The following is a 20,395-nucleotide window of genomic DNA, read 5'->3' on the forward strand; positions in this document are numbered from 1 at the left end:
GAAAGGGGGCCAGCCCCCGTCGCCGTCCCGGCGACTCCCCCGGGATATTTACGCACAGAAGATAGATCAGCGATGCGCCAGCTTGAAGAGCCCGTCGAGATCAAGATGCGCCTGAAGGTGATCGGCCAGATCGTTCAGCACCTGATCGACGCCGGCCTCGTAGCCGGGTTGCGACGCAGCGCCAAGCCGGGACAGATAGGTGGCGCGAAACCTGTCATCGGAAAACAGGCCGTGCAGATATGTGCCGATGATTCGCCCATCCGGACTGATCGCGCCGTCGGGGTCCGGGATGCAGGCAAAGGGGCGCGCACAATCCGGGCCCTGACTGCGCCCCATGTGGATTTCATATCCCGCGACAGGTTGCCCAAGCGCGGTGCCGGCGATGCGGGTCAGGCGCTTGTCCGGCGACATGGTGGTTTCGATATCCAGAAGGCCCAGCCCGCTGACGGCACCCGCCTGCCCGTCTGCACCCTGCGGATCGTGGATCGTCTTGCCCAGCATCTGATAACCGCCGCAGATGCCCAGGACATGGCCGCCGCGCCGGACATGGGCGATCAGATCCACGTCCCATCCCTGATCGCGCAGGAAGCCAAGGTCACCGATGGTCGATTTGGTCCCCGGAATCACCACGAGATCGGCATCGCCCGGGATGGGACGCCCCGGCCCCAGCATGGTCAGCCGCACGCCGGGCTCGACCGCCATCGGATCGAGATCGTCGAAATTTGCGATGCGCGACAGGGTCAGGCAGACCACATGCAATCCCTGCCCGGTCGTCGCACGCAGATCGACGGCATCCTCGGCCGGAAGGCGATGGGCGTCAGGGAACCAGGGCAGCACGCCGAACCCGCGCCAGCCGGTGCGGGATTCGATCTGATGGTAACCGTCATCGAACAGCCGGGGATCGCCGCGGAACTTGTTGATCAGAAACCCCTTCACCATCGCGGCGTCCGCGGGATCCAGCACCGCCTGCGTGCCGACGATCTGGGCGATCACGCCGCCGCGGTCGATATCGCCTGCCAGCACGACCGGGACACCCGCCGCGCGCGCGAAACCCATATTGGCGATGTCGCGGGGGCGCAGGTTGATTTCGGCCGGGCTGCCCGCGCCCTCGACAATGACCAGATCGTGACTGTTCTGCAGCCGGTGAAAGCTGTCCAGCACCCCTTGCAGCAAACGTGGCTTCAATGCGGCATAGTCGCGGGCCTCGGCGCGGGCGATGGCGCGGCCCTGCAGGATGACCTGTGCGCCGGTATCGGTTTCGGGCTTCAGCAGCACCGGGTTCATGTCGGTGATGGGGGCCAGCCCGCAGGCACGGGCCTGCAAGGCCTGCGCCCTACCGATTTCCCCACCATCCTCGGTGACGGCGGCGTTGTTCGACATGTTCTGCGGCTTGAACGGCGCCACCTTGATGCCGCGACGTCGCGCGGCGCGGCACAGTCCGGCCACCAGCATCGATTTGCCGACATTCGAGCCGGTCCCCTGGATCATGAACGCGGGCATTGGACACTCTGCTTGCCATCACCTTCACGGGTGACTAGATAGGCGCGTCCGCAAATGAAAGGCCGAATTCCGTGGAAAACGTCGTGCTGACCATCCATCTGATCCTGGCGGTCCTGTTGACCGGGGTCGTTCTGCTGCAACGTTCGGAAGGCGGCGGTCTTGGAATGGGCGGCGGAGGCGGCGGCGGCGTGATGACCGGCCGTCAGGCCGCGAATGCCATGACCCGCCTGACCTGGATCTTCGGGATCGCGCTGTTCTGCACCTCGATCGCGCTGACGATCATTGCGGCGCAACAAAGCACCGGCAGCTCGATCATGGATCAGCTGGGCGTGCCCGAACAGTCGCAAGAGGCACCCGCAAGCGGCCTGCCTGCATTCGAATACACGCCGCCCCCCTCGACGGGTGGTGATCCGTTGACCCCGCCCGCGCCGGAAGCATCGGCCCCGGCGGCGGCCCAGCCTGCTGCGCCTGAAAGCACCGAAGCCCCGGCCGAGGCGGTCACCCCGCCCGCCGCGCCGGCAGAGGACAGCGCACCCGCCAACTAAGGCCACACCATAGCTTGGGGCGATGAAAAATCGCCCCACATCAACTTGCGGTCCGTTGCGGCCACGGGGCGAATCATCTATATCTTAAGTCCCGTGATGCTGGTCGTTCTACGGCCCGCGTTCTTTGAATTTTTGCACATCACGGGGTCTTCATGGCGCGTTACATCTTCATCACCGGCGGCGTGGTATCGTCCCTTGGCAAGGGGCTGGCCTCGGCGGCGCTGGGGGCGCTGTTGCAAGCGCGGGGCTTTACCGTCCGTCTGCGAAAGCTTGACCCCTATCTGAACGTCGATCCCGGCACCATGAGCCCGTTCGAGCATGGCGAGGTCTTCGTCACCGATGACGGCGCGGAAACCGACCTGGACCTGGGCCATTACGAACGCTTTACCGGCGTGGCCGCGCGCCGCACCGACAGCGTGTCTTCGGGGCGGATCTATTCCAACGTGCTGGAAAAGGAACGTCGCGGCGAATATCTGGGCAAGACCATTCAGGTCATCCCGCACGTCACCAACGAAATCAAGGACTTCCTTGCCGTGGGCGAGGATGAGGTCGATTTCATGCTGTGCGAGATCGGCGGCACCGTCGGCGATATCGAGGGCCTGCCCTTCTTCGAGGCGATCCGTCAGTTCACCCACGAACGCCCGCGCGGCCAGTGCATCCTGATGCATCTGACGTTGCTGCCCTATCTGGCGGCCAGCGGCGAATTGAAGACCAAGCCGACGCAGCACAGCGTCAAGGAACTGCAGTCGATCGGCCTTGCGCCCGACGTGCTGGTCTGCCGGTCAGAACAGCCCATTCCGGAAAAGGAACGCGCCAAGATCGCGCTGTTCTGCAATGTCCGGCCCGATGCCGTCATCCCCGCCTATGACCTGAAGACCATCTACGAAGCGCCGCTGGCCTATCACCGGGCCGGGCTGGACCGTGCGGTTCTGGATGCATTCCAGATCAGCCCCGCGCCACGCCCCGACCTGTCGAAATGGGAAGATGTCATGGACCGGCTGGACCATGCCGAGGGCGAAGTGAGGATCGCCATCGTCGGCAAATACACCCAGCTGGAAGATGCCTACAAATCCATCGCCGAGGCGCTGACCCATGGCGGCATGGCGAACCGCGTTCGCGTGAAGGCCGACTGGGTTGACAGCGAACAGCTGGAAGGCGAAGGCGCGCATCGTCTGGACGGCTATCACGGGATCATCGTGCCCGGCGGCTTTGGCGAACGCGGCACCGAAGGCATGATTGCCGCCGCGAAATATGCCCGCGAAAAGAACGTGCCCTATCTGGGCATCTGCCTGGGCATGCAGATGGCGGTGATCGAGGCTGCGCGCAATCTGGCGGACATGCCCGACGCCGGGTCCGAGGAATTCGACCACGAGGCCGGCAAGACCCGCTTTACCCCGGTTGTCTATCACCTGAAGGAATGGGTGCAGGGCAATTACACGGTGCAGCGCAAGGTCGGTGACGACAAGGGCGGCACGATGCGTCTGGGCGCCTATACCGCGATGCTGGCCGAAGGCTCGAAGATCAGCGAGATCTATGGCGGCGCGACCGAAATGGAAGACCGCCACCGCCACCGCTATGAGGTCGATGCCAAGTATCGCGAGGCGCTGGAAAAGGCCGGGCTGACATTTTCGGGGATGTCCCCGGATGGCAAGCTGCCCGAGGTGATCGAATATGCAGACCACCCGTGGTTCATCGGCGTTCAGTCGCATCCAGAGCTGAAATCGAAACCCTTCGATCCGGCGCCGCTGTTCGCAGGCTTCGTGCGCGCGGCGATGCAGGAAGGCCGGCTGGTCTGATCGACCCCGCCTGACAGAAACGAACGGGCCGCGGCGTGACATGCGCCGCAGCCCGTTCATTTTGCGGTGCTAGCGGCGCCCGCCCGACAGGTTCCGCGCCTCGTCCATCGCCCGAAGTCGCATCATTGCCCAGGCCCCGACGACCGGCCCCGGCAGCAGCACCAGAAACGCCCATTGCCAGCCGCCCAGGACCGCCGCCACATGCGGCATCAACCAGATCACGAACACGGTCAGCGCAAAACCGATGCTGACCTGCAAGGTCAGCGCGGTGCCGACAAGGCTGGGTTTCGCCAATTCGGTGACGGCGGCCGAAAACTGGGCGCTGTCGCCGATGATGCTGATCCCCCAGATGACGGCGATCACGACCAGCAACCACGCCGGCCCGTCAAAGGCAAAGCCGATCAGCGCCGCGCAGCAGCCCGAGATGACCATCATCCCCGCCGTGGTCAGGCAACGGCCGATACGGTCGGACAATGCACCGCCCAGCACGCAGCCGACCACCCCCGAGGCGACGACCACAAAGGCGAACATGGATGGCGATCCGAAGGGTGTGGAGCCCGCCTGCGCGGCGGCCCCGGCAAAGGCCAGAAACCATGCCCACATCGCATACAGTTCCCACATATGGCCGAAATAGCCCAGATTTGCCAAAAAGACGGGGCGGCTGCGCAGGACCTCGATCGCCTGACGCGGATCGAAGGTGGCGCGGCCAAAGCCATGCGGCCCCTCGCGGACCAGCACACCAAAGATCACGGCAGAGCTTAGCGTGGCAAGGGTGGAACAGATCACCACGATCCGCCAATCCACCCCGTCCCCAAGGGCGCGGAACAGATGCGGCATCGACGATCCCAGCGTCAGCCCCGCGATCAGAAACCCCATCGCAAGCCCGCGTCCGCGTACGAACCAGGTTGCCATCAGCTTCATCGCCGGCGGATACAGCCCGGCCAGCGCAACGCCCGTGGCGAACCGCGCGGCGACCGCGCCCGCAAAGCCCGGTTCCAGCAGCAGAACCGCATTCGCGCCTGCCGCCAACAGCGCCGAAACCGCGATCAATCGCGTCAGCCGGACGATATCCGGCAGGTTGACCAGCGACGCGGCCAGCGCGCCCAGGACGAACCCGATCTGCACCGCATTCGTCAGCCAGCCCGCCTGCCCCGCCGTCAGCGACCAGTCGCGGATCAGGTCCGGCAGGATCGCCGTGGCCGAGAACCAGCAAGTCATCGCCCCGACCACCCCAAGACAGATCAGGGTCAGGGCCGACCATCGCCCCTTGGCGACCTGTGCTGGCGCGGGGATGTGGGACATCACTCTTCGGCGGGGGCAGGCTCGCGCGGGGGGCGACCGATGATGTCGCGCAGCGCGTCCAGTTCAATGAAATTGTCGGCCTGACGGCGCAGCTCATCCGCGATCATCGGAGGTTGCGACCGAATCGTGGACACAACCGAAACACGCACGCCCTTGCGTTGCAGCGACTCGACCAGCGGGCGGAAATCGCCATCGCCGGAAAACAGGACGGCATGATCAAGGCGCGGCGCAAGCTCCATCGCGTCGACGGTCAGCTCGATATCCATATTGCCCTTGACCTTCCGACGTCCCATCGCATCGGTATATTCCTTGGCCGATTTCGTGACGACGCAGAAGCCGTTGTAATGCAGCCAATCGACCAATGGACGGATCGGGGAATAGTCTTCGCCCTCGACCAAGGCAGTATAGTAATAAGCCCGCAGCAATTTGCCGCGACGATCAAACTCCTGTCGCAGAAGCTTGTAATCTATGTCAAAGCCAAGCGCCTTGGCTGCAGCATAGAGATTGGCACCATCGATGAAGATGGCCAATCGGTCGTCCTTGTAAAACATTCCTATTGCCTTTGGTAAGACTTTCTATTGTGACATGACTGACCCAAGGTCCCAACAACAAATTGGAATACTTGCTGTTCCAAGATTTAGTTCAGCAGGTCAAAAGAGGTAACTTGTCTTTCTGTATCATTGCCTTGGGTGCGAACCTGCCATCCGCGTCGGGTAGCGCAAAAGAGACCCTTCGCGCGTCGGTGGGCATTCTGCATGCTGAACTGGATATTTCAATATGCAGGATCAGCGATCTTTGGGAAACCCCCGCGGTCCCCGCCGGCGCGGGTCCGGATTTCGCCAATGCGGCCCTGACCCTGACCACCGATCTGGCCGCATCCGATCTGTTGCAGCTGCTGCACCGCATCGAGGCGCAGGCCGGGCGCGACCGCACGACCGGACGCTGGTCGGCCCGCGTGCTGGACCTGGACCTGATTGCCGTCGACGACCAGATCCACCCGGACCGCGCCACTTTGCAAGACTGGATCGACCTGCCTTTCGACGACCAGCAGCAACGCATCCCCGATCGGCTGATCCTGCCCCACCCCCGGATGCAGGATCGCGGCTTTGTCCTGGCACCGCTGGCGCAGATCGCGCCCGACTGGCGTCATCCGGTTACCGGCCACAGTGTCAGCCGGATGCTGGCCGATCTTCCGGCCGATCAGGTGGCGGGCATGCGCCGTGACCCTGGGTTTGATCTTGACAATCGGCCGGATTATCAGCACTAGTCCGTCTTCGCCCCGGATATCCGATTCGCAAAAGCACAGGTGAAGTCATGGCCCGCGTAACGGTTGAAGATTGCGTCGACAAAGTTCCCAACCGCTTTGATCTGGTGATGCTGGCCTCGCATCGCGCACGCGAAATCACATCAGGCAGCGCGCCCACCGTGGACCGCGACAACGACAAGAACCCCGTCGTTGCCCTGCGTGAAATCGCCGATGAAACCCAGCCCGTCGATGATCTGCGCGAGCGGATGATCGAATCGACCCAGACCCAGATCGAAGTCGACGAACCCGAAGAAGACGCGATGGCGCTGCTTCTGGGTGCGGAAGTCGACAAGCCCAAGCCCGCCGACGAGGAATCGGAAGAGCGGATGCTGCGCATGATGCTGGAAGCAAACCAGCGCGGCTGACAGGAATACGGGGTCTTCGGCGGATATGATTGATGTCGAAGACCTCATCGCGCTGGTTCGCAACTATAACCCGCGCAGCAATTCGGACCTGATCCGTGATGCCTACGAATATGGCATGCGGATGCATGAAGGTCAGTTCCGCCATTCCGGCGAACCCTATTTCACCCATCCGATCGCCGTTGCCGCCATCCTGACGGAAATGCGGCTGGACGATTCGACCATCGTCACGGCGCTGCTGCATGACACGGTCGAGGACACCCGTTCCACCAAATCCGAGATCGCGCAGATCTTCAGCCCGGAAATCGCGGATCTGGTCGATGGCGTCACCAAGCTGACCAACTTGGAACTGTCCAGCACGCAGTCCAAACAGGCCGAGAATTTCCGCAAGCTGTTCATGGCGATGTCGCGCGATATGCGCGTCATTCTGGTCAAGCTGGCCGACCGCCTGCACAACATGCGCACGATCCGGTCCATGCGTCCTGAAAAGCAGGTCAAGAAGGCCCGCGAGACGATGGACATCTATGCCCCGCTGGCCGGGCGCATGGGGATGCAGTGGATGCGCGAAGAGCTGGAGGATCTGGCCTTCAAGGTCATCAATCCCGAGGCCCGCAACTCGATCATCCGGCGCTTTGTCAGCCTGCAGAAGGAATCGGGCGACATCATCGGCCAGATCACGGCCGATATCCGCAACGAACTGGATCGCGAAGGCATCGACGCCGACGTGTTCGGGCGCGCCAAGAAGCCGTTTTCGGTCTGGCGCAAGATGCAGGAAAAGCAGCTGGCCTTTTCGCGGTTGTCCGACATCTACGGCTTTCGCATCATCACCCGCAGCGAGGCCGATTGCTATCGGGCGCTTGGGGTGATCCATCACCGCTGGCGCGCGGTGCCGGGGCGGTTCAAGGATTATATCAGCCAGCCGAAATCCAACGGCTACCGCTCGATCCATACCACGGTTTCGGGCCGCGACGGCAAGCGGGTCGAGGTGCAGATCCGCACCCGACAGATGCACGAGGTCGCCGAGGCCGGGGTGGCCGCACATTGGGCCTATCGCGACGGCGTGCGCACCAAGAACCCCTTTGCCGTCGATCCTGCCGCGTGGATCGACACGCTGACCGATCGCTTCGAGGGCGAGGATCACAACGAATTCCTCGAGCATGTAAAGCTTGAGATGTATCAGGATCAGGTCTTCTGCTTCACGCCCAAGGGCGATGTGATGCAGCTGCCCAAGGGCGCGACCCCGATCGATTTCGCCTATGCGATCCATACCCGGCTGGGAAATTCCTGTGTCGGCGCCAAGATCGACGGCATCCGTGTGCCGCTGTGGACGCGGCTGAAGAACGGCCAGCAGGTCGATATCATCGCCGCCTCGGGGCAGCGCCCGCAGGCGACATGGCTGGACATCGTCGTGACCGGTCGCGCCAAGGCCGCCATCCGCCGCAGCCTGCGCGAGGAAGATCGCGACCGCTTTATCCGGCTGGGCCGCGAACTGGTCCGGGTCAGTTTCGAACATGTCGGTCGCAAGGCCACCGACAAGGCGCTGCGCACGGCGGCCAAGCATATGGGCGTGGATGGCGCCGAGGAATTGCTGGCGCGGATCGGCAGCGCCGAACACTCGGCCAAAGAGGTTCTGGATGTCCTTTATCCCGAACTGGCCGATCAGCAGGAAGAACTGGAAGGTCGCCCCATCGCCGGGCTGGAGGCCGATGCAGCCTTTACCCGCGCCGGCTGTTGCAGCCCGCTGCCGGGCGAACGCATTGTCGGCATCACCTATCGCGGCAAGGGATTGGTCATCCATGCCATCGACTGCCCGGTTCTGGCCGAATACGAAGACAGCCCGAACCGCTGGGTCGATCTGCAATGGCGCGACGGACGTCACCCCGCCGCCTATTCGACGACGCTGGACCTGACGATCCGTCACGATGCGGGTGTGCTGGGGCGGATTTGCACCTTGATCGGGCAGCAAGGGGCGAATATCTCGGACCTCGACTTCAAGGATCGGAAGCCCGACTTCTACCGGATCGAGATGGAAGTAGAGCTGCGCGACCACGAACACCTGCACGCTGTCCTGACCGCATTGGAGGCGGAAAGCGACGTGGCGCAGGTGTCGCGGATCCGGAACCCGGACCTGAAGCCTTAGTCCGCTGCCCCTGACGGGGCTGAAATGATCGGGTGATACGGTGTTCAAGCGGCGCAAGCCCCGCAGCTATGGCCAGATGGCCAGCGACATGATCTATCCGCGCGGCGGATGGCGGCGCGCGGGCACCTATGTCCTGCACCGCCTGCGCCGCCTGCCCGACCAGCCCCATCGCATCGGTCGCGGCGTCGCGGCGGGGGTCTTTGTGTCCTTCACGCCGATCTTCGGGCTGCATTTCCTGTCGGCCGCAGCCTGCGCCTGGGTCATCGGCGGCAATATCCTTGCCGCGCTGCTGGCGACCTTTGTCGGCAACCCGATCACCTTTCCCTTTATCGCGCTGGCCAGCGTCAGCCTGGGCCGGCGGCTTCTGGGACTGGGGGGCGAACTGCCGCCGCATTTCATCTTTGGCGAATTCGGCCGCGCCAGCGCCGAGACATGGCACAATATCAAGTCGATCTTCGGCCCCGAAACCGCGCATTGGGGGCATTTGGCCGATTTCTTCTGGCAGATCTACTGGCCCTATGTCGTGGGTGGCACGATCATCGGGCTGTTCGTCAGCGCCCTGTCTCATTATCTGACGGTGCCGGTCATCCGCGCCTATCACCGGCGACGGTCTAAGAAGATGGCCGACCGGATCGCACGGGTCCGCCGCGCCAGCCGTCCGCAGGATCCCGACGCCTAATAGCCTTGCCGGCGATCGACCAGAAACCGCGCCGACTGCCCGGCCATGACCCGGCGCAGGTTGTCGGCCACAACCGTCGCCGCCGTCCGGGCGCGCGTGTCTGCGGCGATATGTGGGGTGACGGTGATGCCGGGATGCGCCCAGAATGGATGATCAGGGGGCAAAGGCTCGGCCCGGAACACATCCAGCACGGCATGGCCCAGATGCCCCCTGTCCAGCGCCGCGATCAGCGCCTGATCGTCGATGGCCGTGCCGCGCCCCGGATTGATCAGGAAGGCGCCCTGCGGCAGCAGTGCCAGACGTTCGGCATCCAGAATGTTGCGGGTACGGGCTGTGTCGGGCAGCAGGTTGATCAGGATCTGGGCCTGCGACAATGCCTGCGCCAGATCATCGCCACCGAATACCCGGACACCCGGCACCGGCCGACCCGAGGCGCTGAAACCCGCGACCTGAAACCCGATCGGCCCCAGCATCGCCGCCACGGCGCGCCCCAACTCTCCCATGCCCAGAATGGTGATCCTGCGATCCTGCGCCAAGGGCGGGATCTGTCCGCCCCGCCACAGGCCGTCCTGACGATAGCGGTCCATGCCCAGATGCGCGCGCATCGCCCATCCGGTGCAGAATTCGGCCATGCCCTGCGCCAGACCGGGATCGACCATCCGGGCAAGGGGCTGGGTCAGGGTCGGGTTGGTCACGATACGTTCGACCCCGGCCCACAGGCTTTGGACCAGCCTTGCGTTGCGATAGGGGGTCAGATCCTCGATCTCGCCGCCGGGGGCATAGATGATCGCATCGACCTGCGCGGGATCGGCCGTGCGGCGCAGATCCATTTCGGGGCAGGCATCCCGCAGGGGCGGGGCCCATTCGTCCCACATGCTGTCGGGGGCGGCGAACAGAACCAGCATGGCGTTACCTCGGGCGGTGGACATGGGCGGACTGGATCATGCCAAAGGCCATCAGCAGGATCATCATGGCGGTGCCGCCGTAACTGACCAGCGGCAAGGGCACACCGACAACCGGCATCAGCCCCATGACCATGCCCATATTGACCGAGAAATACAGGAAGAACGCCCCGGCGATGCCGATGGTCATCAGACTGGCAAAGCGGTCGCGATTGGTCAGCGCCGAATACAGGCAGAACCCCAGGATCAGCAGATACAGCATCAGCAAGGAAAAGGCCCCGACAAAGCCGAACTCTTCGGCCAGAACGGTGAAGATGAAGTCGGTCTGCTTTTCGGGCAGGAAGTTCAGCCGCGATTGCGTGCCCTGCATATAGCCGCGCCCGGACCAGCCCCCCGATCCCAGCGCGATCTGCGCCTGGGTGATGTTGTAGCCCGCGCCAAGCGGGTCCGATGAGGGATCAAGAAAGGTGTCGATGCGGCGGAACTGATAGTCCTTCAACAGCTGCCAATCGGTGCCCCGGCTTTCCATGACCGTCCCGACCAGCGCCACCACCAGCATGATCACCGCGCCGAAATACCACAGCGACACACCCGCCGCGAACATCACGATCCCGCCGCCCGCGACCAGCAGGATCGCGGTGCCCAGATCGGGCTGGGTCAGCACCAGAAAGGTCGGCAGCAGGATCAGCAGGACCGGCACCAGCACCCATAAGGGCCGCGACACCCGCCGCGTGCCCAGCCAGTCGTAATAGGCCGCCAACAGCAGCACCAAGGCGATCTTCATCAGCTCGGACGGTTGCAGCTTGATCGGGCCCAGATCGATCCAGCGCTGCGCCCCCATGCCGACATGGCCGAACATCTCGACCGCGACCAGCAGAAGCAGGCAACCGACATAGGCAAAGACCGAAATGCCGCGCCAGAACCAGATCGGCACAAAGGCCAGCGCGATCATCGCCACCATGCCCACCGCAAAACGGTACATCTGCGGCTTGGCCCATGTATCCGCATCTCCCCCGGCCACGGAATACAGCATCAGGAAACCGACCGACGATACCGCCGCCAGCAGGATGACCAGCGGCCAGTTCAGATACAGGAACTTGCGCCAGCCGACGGGAACCTGTGCGACCTGATAATCCAGATAGGACATTGCCGCCCCTTCCCCTCAGGCCCGGCTGCGGCCGGGTTGCGGCGGCGTGGGCGTATAAAGATGCATGGCGTTGTGGCGTTCCTCCATCGCGGCACGCTCGCCCGATGGGACCGCATCCAAGGGTGGCAGACCACCCGCCAGCGCGAACAGCATGATGTCGCGGGCAATCGGCGCGGCCGCGGTCGATCCGCCGCCGCCATGTTCCACCACGACCGAGCAGGCATAGCGCGGCGCCTCATAGGGCGCATAGCAGACGAACAGCGCGTGATCGCGCCGGTTCCACGGCAGCTGATCGTTGCGGATGACGCCGCGCGCGCGTTCCGCGGCGGTGATGTTGCGCACCTGGCTGGTGCCGGTCTTGCCCGCCATCCGCCACTCATCCGGCAGGATCCGCGACCGCGAGGCCGTGCCGCGGCTGCCGTTCATCACCGCGTCCATCCCCGCACGCGCCTGACGCAGGTTCAGCGGATTTATGTCCAGATCCTCGAATTCCGGGGCCACCTGCGGCACACCATCGATGGCCCGGATCAGCCGCGGCTGGATCACCTTCCCCGAGGCGATCCGCGCCGTCATCACCGCCAGTTGCAGCGGCGAGGCCAGCACATAACCCTGCCCGATCGAGGCGTTCAGGCTGTCACCAATCTGCCAGTCCTGATCATAGCGCGCCTTCTTCCAGGCCCGGTCCGGCGCGATCCCTTCGGCCACGGCGGACATCGGCAGATCGTGATGCACCCCCACGCCCAGCTTGCGGGCCATGGCGGCGATGCGGTCGATGCCGACACGTTGCGACAGTTCGTAATAATAGACGTCGCAGCTTTGCTCCAGGCTTTGGACGGCATCCATCATGCCATGCCCGCCCCGCCGCCAGCAGTGAAAGCGTCGGCCACCGACCTCGGTATGGCCGGGGCAGTAGAACCGAGAACCGCCATTGATGACGCCGGACTCCAGCCCCGCAAGCAGCGTCACCATCTTGAAGGTCGAGCCCGGCGGATAGACGCCCTGAACCGTCTTGTCGGCCAACGGGCGGTGGTCATGCCCCATCAGTGCCTTGTAATCGGTCGATGAAATCCCGCGCACGAATTTGTTCGGATCGAAGCTGGGCGAGGAACAGATCGCGACCAGTTCGCCGGTCTGGACATCCATCACCACGGCAGCGGCGCTTTCCTCGCCCATGCGTTGGGCGGCATAGTTCTGCAAGGCGGCGTCGATGGTCAGTTGCACGGTCGCGCCCTGCTGACCTTCCTGCCGGCCCAGCTCGCGCATTTCGCGCCCGGCGCTGTTCACCTCGACCCGCCGTGCACCGGCCTTGCCGCGCAGCGATTCTTCCAGCTTGGATTCGACCCCGACCTTGCCCAACTGAAACTCGGGCAGCATCAGAACCGGGTCGGGTTCCTCGATCTTGGACAGATCGTAATCGGACACCGGGCCGACATAGCCCAGCACATGCGCCAGATCGCCCGCACGGGGGTAAACCCGCGACAGGCCCGATTCCGGCGTCACCCCCGGCAGCGCGGGCGCATTCACCGCGATCGAGCCGAACTGTTCCCAGCTGAGGCGATCCGCCAGAACGATCGGCGTGACCGCGCTGCGTTTGGAAAATTCTTCCATCAGTTCGTCGATGCGCTGCTCGCTCAGCGGGATCAGGCGCGACAGGCGGCGCAGAACCTGCGCCACATCGCCGCCCGCCTCTTCGCGGGTCAGGGTGACGCGGTAATTCTGTTCGTTGCCCGCGATCAGCGCCCCATGCCGATCATGGATCAGCCCCCGCGCAGGCGGCAGCAGCCGGATCTTGATCGAATTGCCGTCAGACAGCATCCGGTATTCATCCGCATGATCCAACTGCATCGAGCGAAGCCGCATTCCCAGCCCGCCGATCACGCCCAACTGAATGCCGCCCAGCATCAGCCCGCGACGCGTCACCAGACGGCTGCTGGCCTGAATATCCTGGGGCGAGCGTTTCATGCGTTATGTCTCATCATTTCGGCCTCGGCGGCGCTGATCCGGCGCAAACCGATCAGCCAGCGCGCGCCGAACACGACCAGCGGATAGCAGGCCACCGTCGCCAGATATTGCAGGATCACCTGACCCAGCACCGGCACGGGCAGCAGGAACAGGAACTGCACGATGCGATAGCCCAGCATCATCATCCCGATCAAGATCGACACGCGCAGCCATTCAACCATGAATGGCTGATCGCGCCAACGGTGCTCGCGACCTCGTGCGGCCTCGCTGCCCAGAAGGACGAAAAAGGCCCACAGCCCAAGCGGCCGCAGCAGCAGCACATCCTCGATGGCAAAGAACAGCACGATCGGCAGGGCCCCGACCTGATCAGGACGGCGCAGAACCCAGGCGAACATCAGGCACAGGCCCAGATCCGGACCCGGCCAGCCCGCGAATCCGCTGGACAGTGGCAGCAACCGCCAGAACAGGATCGCCGCCTCGCAGGCCAGAAACAGCAGGGCACTGGCGACCACGTGGCGGTGGGCGCCGTCGATCATGGTTCTGTTCCGGTGGCCAATGCGTCGGTGCTTTGGGCCTGATCCACGGGTGAATCAGGCATGACCGGCCCGATCAGGCCCTGATCGCCGGGCGGGATCAGGGTTCCAGCCTCGCTGATCGCCTCGGCCGGGTGCGAGCGCAGCACGCGCAGGAATTCCAGCCGCCCGTAATCGGCGGCCATGCGCAGCCGCATCCGCCCATCGCTGCCAAGCGCGACCTGCCCGGCCAGCAACCCCGCCGGGAACACACCCCCATCGCCCGAGGTCACGACCCGGTCGCCGGGGCGCACGTTGTCGGGGCTTTCGATGAAGTCCAGAAACGGCAGACCGCTGTTGTCGCCGGTCAGCAGCGCCCGCTGACCCGAAGGTTGAACCGTCACCGGGATCCGGCTGGAGGGATCGGTCAGCAACACGACGCGACTGGTGCGCTGGCCGACGCCGGATATGCGCCCGACCAGTCCCAACCCGTCCATCGTCGCCCAGCCATCGACGATACCGTCCTGCGTGCCGACATTCAGCAACACAGATTGCCGAAAGGCCGAACCGCTATCGGCCATGACCACGCCCGTCACACTGGTCAGGGCGGCATCGATGCGCACATTGTTCTGGGCCAGCAGTTTCGAGTTTTCCTGCTCAAGCTGCACGGCGGCCTCTTTCCACGCCTGCATCTTTTGCAGCTCTCGCCGCAATTCTTGGTTCTGTTCGTAGATCCGGGCATAGGACTGAAAGCCCGATACCATCTGCGTGACCTTCGCCACCGGGATCAGCGCCCAATCGAAACTGGGCACCACCCGGTCGATGATCGCCACGCGCATCTGTTCTGCCCTGGGGCTGTCGATGCGCCAGAACAGAAACAGCGCGATCAGCACGATGGATACCAGCGCGATCAGAACGCGTCGGATCGGTGTGCTGAAATCTGGTCCCTTGCGCGCCATTCACAATCTCCGCGACACGCGCGGATCAGCTTTCGTAATCGATCACGTGCCGCAGCTGCTTTTCGTATTCCAGCGCCTTGCCGGTACCAAGCGCGACACAGCTCATCGGTTGGTCCGCCAGCGTGATCGACAGACCGGTCTGCTCGCGCAGCGCCAGATCCAGATCGCCCAGCATCGCGCCACCACCGGTCAGGATCACACCGCGATCGACGATATCGGCCGCCAGATCGGGCGGCGTCGATTCCAGCGCGACCATCACGGCCTCGCTGATCGCCTGCATCGGCTCGGCCAGCGCCTCGGCGATCATCGCTTGGCTGATCTCGATTTCCTTCGGGATCCCGTTCAGCAGATCGCGGCCCCGCACCATCAGCGTCGCGCCACGGCCGTCATCGGGCATCCGGGCGGTGCCGATGCTGGTCTTGATACGCTCGGCGGTGGAATCGCCGATCAGCATGTTCTGGTTGCGGCGCAGATAGTTGATGATGCCGTCATCCATGCGGTCGCCGCCGATCCGGACCGAGCGTGCATAGACCACATCCCCCAGCGACAGGACCGCAACCTCGGTGGTGCCGCCACCGATATCGACGACCATGCTGCCGGTCGGCTCGGTGATAGGCATGCCCGCGCCGATGGCGGCGGCGATGGGTTCGGCGATCAGACCGGCCTTGCGGGCACCGGCGGACAGGACCGACTGGCGGATCGCGCGTTTCTCGACCGGAGTCGCGCCATGCGGGACGCAGACGATGACCTTCGGCTTGGAAAAGCTGGTGCGTTTGAACACCTTCTTCAGAAAGTGCTTGATCATCTGTTCGGCGCTGTCGAAATCGGCGATGACACCTTCGCGCATCGGGCGGATCGCCTCGATGCTGCCCGGCGTCCGGCCCAGCATCAGTTTCGCGTCCTCACCGACCGCCAGAACCTGCCGCTTGCCGTCCTTGACGTGGTAGGCCACGACCGAGGGCTCGTTCAGAATGATGCCCTTGCCCTTGACATAGATCAGCGTGTTCGCCGTGCCGAGGTCGATTGCGATGTCGGTCGAAAACAAACCGCCGAATGCCATGCCCGTATTCCTTTTTTCGCGCCGGGTTGGTCCCGGCCTTGCCCGCGCCTGATGCGATCAACTGTCCCCGCGAACCGGGATTCGTCCCGGAACTGCGCCGCCCCATATAAAAGGGTAAACGCGTCCATAAAAGCCCCGTGATGCAAGGATGCGCGGCGTCACGCCGTCGTGAGAACGGCGCCGGGGGATGATCCGGCGCCGTTTGCCGCAGTTCAGTGCGAATACATGCTGATCTGCTTGTCGTCGCGGCCCAGCTGGGCGCGGCGCACGATCAGGTGGTTCAGCGCGCCCACATAGGCCTTGACGCTGGCCAGGATCGTGTCGGTATCGGCGGACTGGCCGTTGACGATGCGCCCGTCCTCTTCCATCCGGACGCTGACGGTGGCCTGCGCATCGGTGCCTTCGGTCACGGCGTGAACCTGATACAGTTGCAGCCGCGCATTATGCGGAAAGATCTGCTTCACGGCGTTGAAGCAGGCATCGACCGGGCCGTCGCCGGTGGCGTGGACGGTCTTTTCCTCGCCATCGACGATCATGGTCAGGTCGGCGGATTGGCCGTCACTGCCGCAGACGACCTTCAGATGCTTGACCTGCAGATGATCGTCACCGGTATTCGCGGCGGCGTCCTGGACCAGCGCGACGATATCTTCGTCATAGACCTCTTTCTTGCGGTCGGCCAAGGCCTTGAACCGCACGAAAATGTCCTTCAGCTGATTGTCCCCGACCTCATAGCCCAGATCCTTCAGCTTGGCGCGCAGCGCGGCGCGGCCGGAATGCTTGCCCATGGCGATATTGGTTTCGTTCAGACCGATATCGGCGGGGCGCATGATCTCGAAGGTTTCGACATTCTTCAGCACGCCGTCCTGATGGATGCCGGATTCGTGCAGGAAGGCGTTCTTTCCGACGATCGCCTTGTTGAATTGCACCGGAAAGCCCGACACCTGCGCCACCCGGCGCGACAGGTTCATGATCTTGGTCGTGTCGATGCCGGTGTCGAAAGGCATGATGTCGTGGCGCACGCGCAGTGCCATCACCACCTCTTCCAGCGCGGTGTTGCCGGCGCGTTCGCCCAGACCGTTGATCGTGCATTCGATCTGACGGGCGCCCGCCTCGACGGCGGCAAGGCTGTTGGCCGTCGCCATACCCAGATCGTTGTGGCAATGGGTGGCAAAGATGATCTCGTCGGCGCCCGGCACGCGTTCCAGCAGCATCCGGATCAGATCGGCGCTTTCGCGCGGCGCGGTATAGCCGACCGTATCGGGGATATTGATCGTGGTCGCGCCGGCCTTGATCGCGATCTCGACCACGCGGCACAGATAATCATGTTCGGTCCGCGTGGCATCCATCGGCGACCACTGCACATTGTCGCACAGGTTGCGGGCATGGGACACGGTCTGCTCGATCCGTTCGGCCATCTGGTCCATGTCCAGATTGGGGATCGCGCGATGCAGCGGCGAAGTGCCGATGAAGGTGTGGATGCGCGGGCGGCGGGCATGCTTCACCGCCTCCCAGCAGCGGTCGATATCAGGCAGCTGCGCGCGGGCAAGGCCGCAGATGACGCTGTTCTGCGACTGTTTCGCGATTTCGGACACGGCGGCGAAATCACCTTCCGAGGCGATGGGAAAGCCCGCCTCGATGATATCGACGCCCATCTCGTCCAGCATGGCGGCGATTTCCAGCTTTTCGGCATGGGACATGGTGGCGCCGGGCGATTGTTCGCCGTCACGCAGGGTCGTATCGAAAATGAAGACGCGGTTCTTGTCGGTCATGGGATCTGTCTTTCTTGACGCTTTGTTGGGTGCGGTGCCCGGGCACTGACCTGACTGAGCGGCGGCCCGGAGACCCGCTCAGCGCAGCGTAAGAAGCAGCAGACCACGGAGATTCACGGCCAATGGCACGCCCGCGGGCGTGGTCATGGCGGTGGCGATATGGCGCATCCGAGTCATGGCGCAGACTATGCCGCCCACGATCCGTGTTGAAAAGCGAAAAAATTCACCCCCCGGCCAAATCGCGCGACGCGGCAAAAGGCAGAAACCCGCGAAACCGCGCGTAAAACACGGGCATTCCGCCCGATCCCACGCGACTTCATACAAATGTCGTAAATTTCTCTGGTCTGTCAGGCCTGTCTCTGCCTACACTTTAATCACCAACAACAGCGATAATCGCGAACCAGGGGGTACAATGTCACGTAAAATCGTCGTCGGATATGACGGCAGCGCCGCGTCGCAACGCGCGCTGGATTTTGCCATCACCCGTGCAACTGCGCAGGGCGACAGCATCATCATCGCCCATGTCCTTGAATGGTCGCCCTACAGCTTTCTGACACCCAGCGAGATCGAGGAGCGGCACAAGCGCCGCAAGGAAGAACTTGACCGGGCGGAAACCGCCATCATCACGCCCATGATGAAAAAGGTCGAGGCGGCGGGCGTTCCGGTCACCTCGACCCTGAAATACGGCCATATCGCCGACACGCTGTGCAAGATCGCCGAGGATGAGGGCGCGGCCCTGATCTTCATCGGTCGCATGGGGCAATCGGGCCTGTCCTCGCGCATCTTCGGGTCGGTCGCAGGCACGCTGGCGCAGGTGTCGCCGGTGCCGGTCACCATCGTCCCGTAACCCAAGGGCAGCACAAAGCGAGAGAACATATGACACAACGCGCATTCACTCTGACTGCCACGGGTCTGGCAGCCACCCTTGCCGCCGCCTCATCGGCCGCCGCGCAGGGTCTGGACGAAAAGATCAACGAGGTTTTCGCCTCATCCACCGGCTGGTTCGTCAGCTTTATCTTTTCCAATTTTCCGGGCACGAGCTTTCCGTGGATCGTGGGCTGGCTGGTCATCGCCGCCTTCATCTTCACCATCTATTTCGGCCTGATCCAGGCACGCGCCTTTCCGCATGCGATCGCGCTGGTCAAAGGCAATTATTCCGACCCCAATGACGCGGGCGAGGTCAGCCACTTCCAGGCGCTTGCCACCGCCCTGTCGGGCACTGTCGGCCTTGGCAATATCGCGGGGGTCGCGGTGGCCGTCGGCATCGGCGGGCCGGGTGCAACCTTCTGGATGATCCTTGCGGGTCTTCTGGGGATGGCGACCAAGTTTACCGAATGTACGCTTGGCGTGAAATACCGCAACGAATTCGAGGACGGCCACGTCTCGGGCGGTCCGATGTATTACATGACCAAGGGCTTTGCAGAACGCGGCGTCGGCGGCGGCAAGATCCTGGCCGTGCTGTTCGCGATCTTCTGTATCCTCGGCAGCTTTGGCGGCGGGAACATGTTCCAGTCGAACCAGGCCCATGCCCAGATCGCCAATGTCGTCGGCGATTATCCGGGCTGGATCACCGGTCTGGTCTTTGCGCTGGTCGTGTTCCTTGTGATCGTTGGGGGCCTGAAATCCATCGCCAGCGTCACCGAAAAGGTCGTCCCCTTCATGGGCGTTCTGTATGTGCTGACCGCGCTGGTCATCATCCTGATCAATTTCGACCAGATCGGGAACGCCTTTGGCCAGATCTTCCGTGGTGCCTTCACCTGGGACGGGGCTGTCGGCGGGGCCATCGGCGCGCTGATCCAGGGCTTCCGCCGCGCCGCCTTCTCGAACGAGGCGGGCGTCGGTTCGGCCGCCATCGCCCACAGCGCCGTGCGGACCAAGGAACCCATCACCGAGGGCTTCGTGTCGCTGCTTGAACCGTTCATCGACACGGTCGTGATCTGCACCATGACGGCGCTGGTCATCATCATCACCGGCCAGCTGGTCACCGATCCCGAAACCGGCATGTTCGTCCTGAACGAAGCCGGCACCGCGATCCAGACCGTCAGCGGCAACAGCGGTGTCGCCCTGACCTCGGCGGCGTTCAGTGAAACCTTTGGCTGGTTCCGCTATATCCTTGCCGTCGCGGTGGTGCTGTTCGCCTTCTCGACCATGATCTCGTGGAGCTATTACGGCCTGAAGGCATGGACCTTCCTGTTCGGCGAAGGCCAGACCAAGGAATTGCTGTTCAAGATCATTTTCTGCGTCTTCACCTGGATCGGTGCCGCCGCCAGCCTTGGCCCGGTCATCGACTTCTCGGATGCGATGATCTTTGCGATGGCGGTCGTCAACATCATCGCGCTGTATGTGCTGATGCCCGTCGTCAAGCGCGAGATGGAAAGCTATCTGGGGCGCCTGCGCTCGGGTGAGATCCGCCGGTTCAAGTAACCCGGCCTCATGCGACAAAAGAAAACGGGC

General features: G+C 63.5%; 18 protein-coding genes. 8 read left to right on the forward strand and 10 right to left on the reverse strand.

Annotated elements, in window-relative coordinates; all coding sequences use genetic code 11:
* Positions 1 to 66 precede the first annotated feature (66 nt).
* A complete protein-coding gene (locus BMX67_RS00725; RefSeq protein WP_090731705.1) occupies positions 67 to 1,500 on the reverse strand; it encodes a cobyric acid synthase in 1,434 nt (477 codons plus the stop codon).
* Between the two features lie 71 nt (positions 1,501 to 1,571).
* Here BMX67_RS00725 and secG point away from each other — a divergent pair, with 71 nt between their 5' ends.
* A complete protein-coding gene (secG, locus tag BMX67_RS00730; RefSeq protein WP_090731706.1) occupies positions 1,572 to 2,045 on the forward strand; it encodes a preprotein translocase subunit SecG in 474 nt (157 codons plus the stop codon).
* A 152-nt stretch (positions 2,046 to 2,197) separates the two neighbouring features.
* Positions 2,198 to 3,841, forward strand: coding sequence for a CTP synthase (locus tag BMX67_RS00735; RefSeq protein ID WP_090731708.1), 1,644 nt, complete (start codon positions 2,198 to 2,200; stop codon positions 3,839 to 3,841).
* 69 nt (positions 3,842 to 3,910) lie between these two features.
* On the opposite strand, the gene BMX67_RS00740 is transcribed toward BMX67_RS00735, so the two are convergent.
* Together BMX67_RS00740 and BMX67_RS00745 are read right to left on the reverse strand one after the other, a co-directional pair.
* Positions 3,911 to 5,143 carry an MFS transporter gene (locus tag BMX67_RS00740; protein ID WP_090731710.1) on the reverse strand — a complete coding sequence of 411 codons (1,233 nt, stop codon included), beginning with the start codon at positions 5,141 to 5,143 and terminating at the stop codon, positions 3,911 to 3,913.
* Positions 5,143 to 5,694: a LabA-like NYN domain-containing protein gene (locus BMX67_RS00745; RefSeq protein WP_090731711.1), complete on the reverse strand. Its 552-nt coding sequence runs from the start codon at positions 5,692 to 5,694 to the stop codon at positions 5,143 to 5,145. The genes BMX67_RS00740 and BMX67_RS00745 overlap by 1 nt, the downstream gene beginning before the upstream one ends.
* A 134-nt stretch (positions 5,695 to 5,828) precedes the next feature.
* Between BMX67_RS00745 and folK the strand changes: the two genes are divergently transcribed.
* From folK to BMX67_RS00765, 4 genes are read left to right on the forward strand one after another with little or no spacing between them, the layout of a single operon-like run.
* On the forward strand, positions 5,829 to 6,410 hold the full coding sequence (gene folK, locus BMX67_RS00750) for a 2-amino-4-hydroxy-6-hydroxymethyldihydropteridine diphosphokinase (RefSeq protein ID WP_245739092.1): 582 nt from the start codon (positions 5,829 to 5,831) through the stop codon (positions 6,408 to 6,410).
* Positions 6,411 to 6,457: 47 nt separating this feature from the next.
* Positions 6,458 to 6,814: a DNA-directed RNA polymerase subunit omega gene (rpoZ, locus tag BMX67_RS00755; RefSeq protein WP_090731714.1), complete on the forward strand. Its 357-nt coding sequence runs from the start codon at positions 6,458 to 6,460 to the stop codon at positions 6,812 to 6,814.
* Between the two features lie 25 nt (positions 6,815 to 6,839).
* Positions 6,840 to 8,951, forward strand: a complete 2,112-nt coding sequence (locus BMX67_RS00760; RefSeq protein WP_090731715.1) for a RelA/SpoT family protein — start codon at positions 6,840 to 6,842, stop codon at positions 8,949 to 8,951.
* A gap of 40 nt (positions 8,952 to 8,991) precedes the next feature.
* On the forward strand, positions 8,992 to 9,630 hold the full coding sequence (locus tag BMX67_RS00765) for a DUF2062 domain-containing protein (protein WP_090731718.1): 639 nt from the start codon (positions 8,992 to 8,994) through the stop codon (positions 9,628 to 9,630).
* Here the strand turns inward: BMX67_RS00765 and BMX67_RS00770 are convergent.
* From BMX67_RS00770 to BMX67_RS00800, 7 genes are all read right to left on the reverse strand, one after another.
* A complete protein-coding gene (locus BMX67_RS00770; protein WP_090731720.1) occupies positions 9,627 to 10,535 on the reverse strand; it encodes a 2-hydroxyacid dehydrogenase in 909 nt (302 codons plus the stop codon). The two genes, BMX67_RS00765 and BMX67_RS00770, sit on opposite strands and share 4 nt — an antisense overlap.
* A 4-nt stretch (positions 10,536 to 10,539) precedes the next feature.
* A complete protein-coding gene (gene rodA / locus BMX67_RS00775; RefSeq protein WP_090731722.1) occupies positions 10,540 to 11,679 on the reverse strand; it encodes a rod shape-determining protein RodA in 1,140 nt (379 codons plus the stop codon).
* A 15-nt stretch (positions 11,680 to 11,694) separates the two neighbouring features.
* Positions 11,695 to 13,641 carry a penicillin-binding protein 2 gene (mrdA, locus tag BMX67_RS00780; protein WP_090731724.1) on the reverse strand — a complete coding sequence of 649 codons (1,947 nt, stop codon included), beginning with the start codon at positions 13,639 to 13,641 and terminating at the stop codon, positions 11,695 to 11,697.
* Entirely contained in the window at positions 13,638 to 14,177 is a 540-nt protein-coding gene (locus BMX67_RS00785) for a rod shape-determining protein MreD (RefSeq protein ID WP_090731725.1), read from the reverse strand. Before BMX67_RS00785 ends, mrdA begins: the two co-directional genes overlap by 4 nt.
* Complete coding sequence (gene mreC / locus BMX67_RS00790; RefSeq protein ID WP_090731727.1) at positions 14,174 to 15,112, reverse strand: rod shape-determining protein MreC; 939 nt, start codon at positions 15,110 to 15,112, stop codon at positions 14,174 to 14,176. The genes BMX67_RS00785 and mreC overlap by 4 nt, the downstream gene beginning before the upstream one ends.
* A 25-nt stretch (positions 15,113 to 15,137) precedes the next feature.
* On the reverse strand, positions 15,138 to 16,172 hold the full coding sequence (locus BMX67_RS00795) for a rod shape-determining protein (protein ID WP_090731729.1): 1,035 nt from the start codon (positions 16,170 to 16,172) through the stop codon (positions 15,138 to 15,140).
* Positions 16,173 to 16,384: 212 nt separating this feature from the next.
* Complete coding sequence (locus BMX67_RS00800; protein WP_090731730.1) at positions 16,385 to 17,941, reverse strand: 2-isopropylmalate synthase; 1,557 nt, start codon at positions 17,939 to 17,941, stop codon at positions 16,385 to 16,387.
* A 412-nt stretch (positions 17,942 to 18,353) separates the two neighbouring features.
* On the opposite strand from BMX67_RS00800, the gene BMX67_RS00805 reads away from it, so the two are divergent.
* Together BMX67_RS00805 and BMX67_RS00810 are read left to right on the forward strand one after the other, a co-directional pair.
* Positions 18,354 to 18,788, forward strand: a complete 435-nt coding sequence (locus BMX67_RS00805) for a universal stress protein (protein WP_090731731.1) — start codon at positions 18,354 to 18,356, stop codon at positions 18,786 to 18,788.
* 29 nt (positions 18,789 to 18,817) lie between these two features.
* On the forward strand, positions 18,818 to 20,365 hold the full coding sequence (locus BMX67_RS00810) for an alanine/glycine:cation symporter family protein (protein ID WP_090731733.1): 1,548 nt from the start codon (positions 18,818 to 18,820) through the stop codon (positions 20,363 to 20,365).
* The last annotated feature ends 30 nt before the right edge of the window (positions 20,366 to 20,395 follow it).

The sequence above is a fragment of the Paracoccus homiensis genome (genome assembly GCF_900111675.1).
Lineage (GTDB): Bacteria > Pseudomonadota > Alphaproteobacteria > Rhodobacterales > Rhodobacteraceae > Paracoccus > Paracoccus homiensis.

Bases quoted from the DNA above. Each gene is read 5' to 3' on its own strand.
- BMX67_RS00725 (WP_090731705.1), bottom strand. From the start codon at position 1,500: ATGCCCGCGTTCATGATCCAGGGGACCGGCTCGAATGTCGGCAAATCG.
- BMX67_RS00735 (WP_090731708.1), top strand. From the start codon at position 2,198: ATGGCGCGTTACATCTTCATCACCGGCGGCGTGGTATCGTCCCTTGGC.
- BMX67_RS00740 (WP_090731710.1), bottom strand. From the start codon at position 5,143: ATGTCCCACATCCCCGCGCCAGCACAGGTCGCCAAGGGGCGATGGTCG.
- BMX67_RS00745 (WP_090731711.1), bottom strand. From the start codon at position 5,694: ATGTTTTACAAGGACGACCGATTGGCCATCTTCATCGATGGTGCCAAT.
- rpoZ (WP_090731714.1), top strand. From the start codon at position 6,458: ATGGCCCGCGTAACGGTTGAAGATTGCGTCGACAAAGTTCCCAACCGC.
- BMX67_RS00760 (WP_090731715.1), top strand. From the start codon at position 6,840: ATGATTGATGTCGAAGACCTCATCGCGCTGGTTCGCAACTATAACCCG.
- BMX67_RS00770 (WP_090731720.1), bottom strand. From the start codon at position 10,535: ATGCTGGTTCTGTTCGCCGCCCCCGACAGCATGTGGGACGAATGGGCC.
- rodA (WP_090731722.1), bottom strand. From the start codon at position 11,679: ATGTCCTATCTGGATTATCAGGTCGCACAGGTTCCCGTCGGCTGGCGC.
- mrdA (WP_090731724.1), bottom strand. From the start codon at position 13,641: ATGAAACGCTCGCCCCAGGATATTCAGGCCAGCAGCCGTCTGGTGACG.
- BMX67_RS00785 (WP_090731725.1), bottom strand. From the start codon at position 14,177: ATGATCGACGGCGCCCACCGCCACGTGGTCGCCAGTGCCCTGCTGTTT.
- mreC (WP_090731727.1), bottom strand. From the start codon at position 15,112: ATGGCGCGCAAGGGACCAGATTTCAGCACACCGATCCGACGCGTTCTG.
- BMX67_RS00795 (WP_090731729.1), bottom strand. From the start codon at position 16,172: ATGGCATTCGGCGGTTTGTTTTCGACCGACATCGCAATCGACCTCGGC.
- BMX67_RS00800 (WP_090731730.1), bottom strand. From the start codon at position 17,941: ATGACCGACAAGAACCGCGTCTTCATTTTCGATACGACCCTGCGTGAC.
- BMX67_RS00805 (WP_090731731.1), top strand. From the start codon at position 18,354: ATGTCACGTAAAATCGTCGTCGGATATGACGGCAGCGCCGCGTCGCAA.
- BMX67_RS00810 (WP_090731733.1), top strand. From the start codon at position 18,818: ATGACACAACGCGCATTCACTCTGACTGCCACGGGTCTGGCAGCCACC.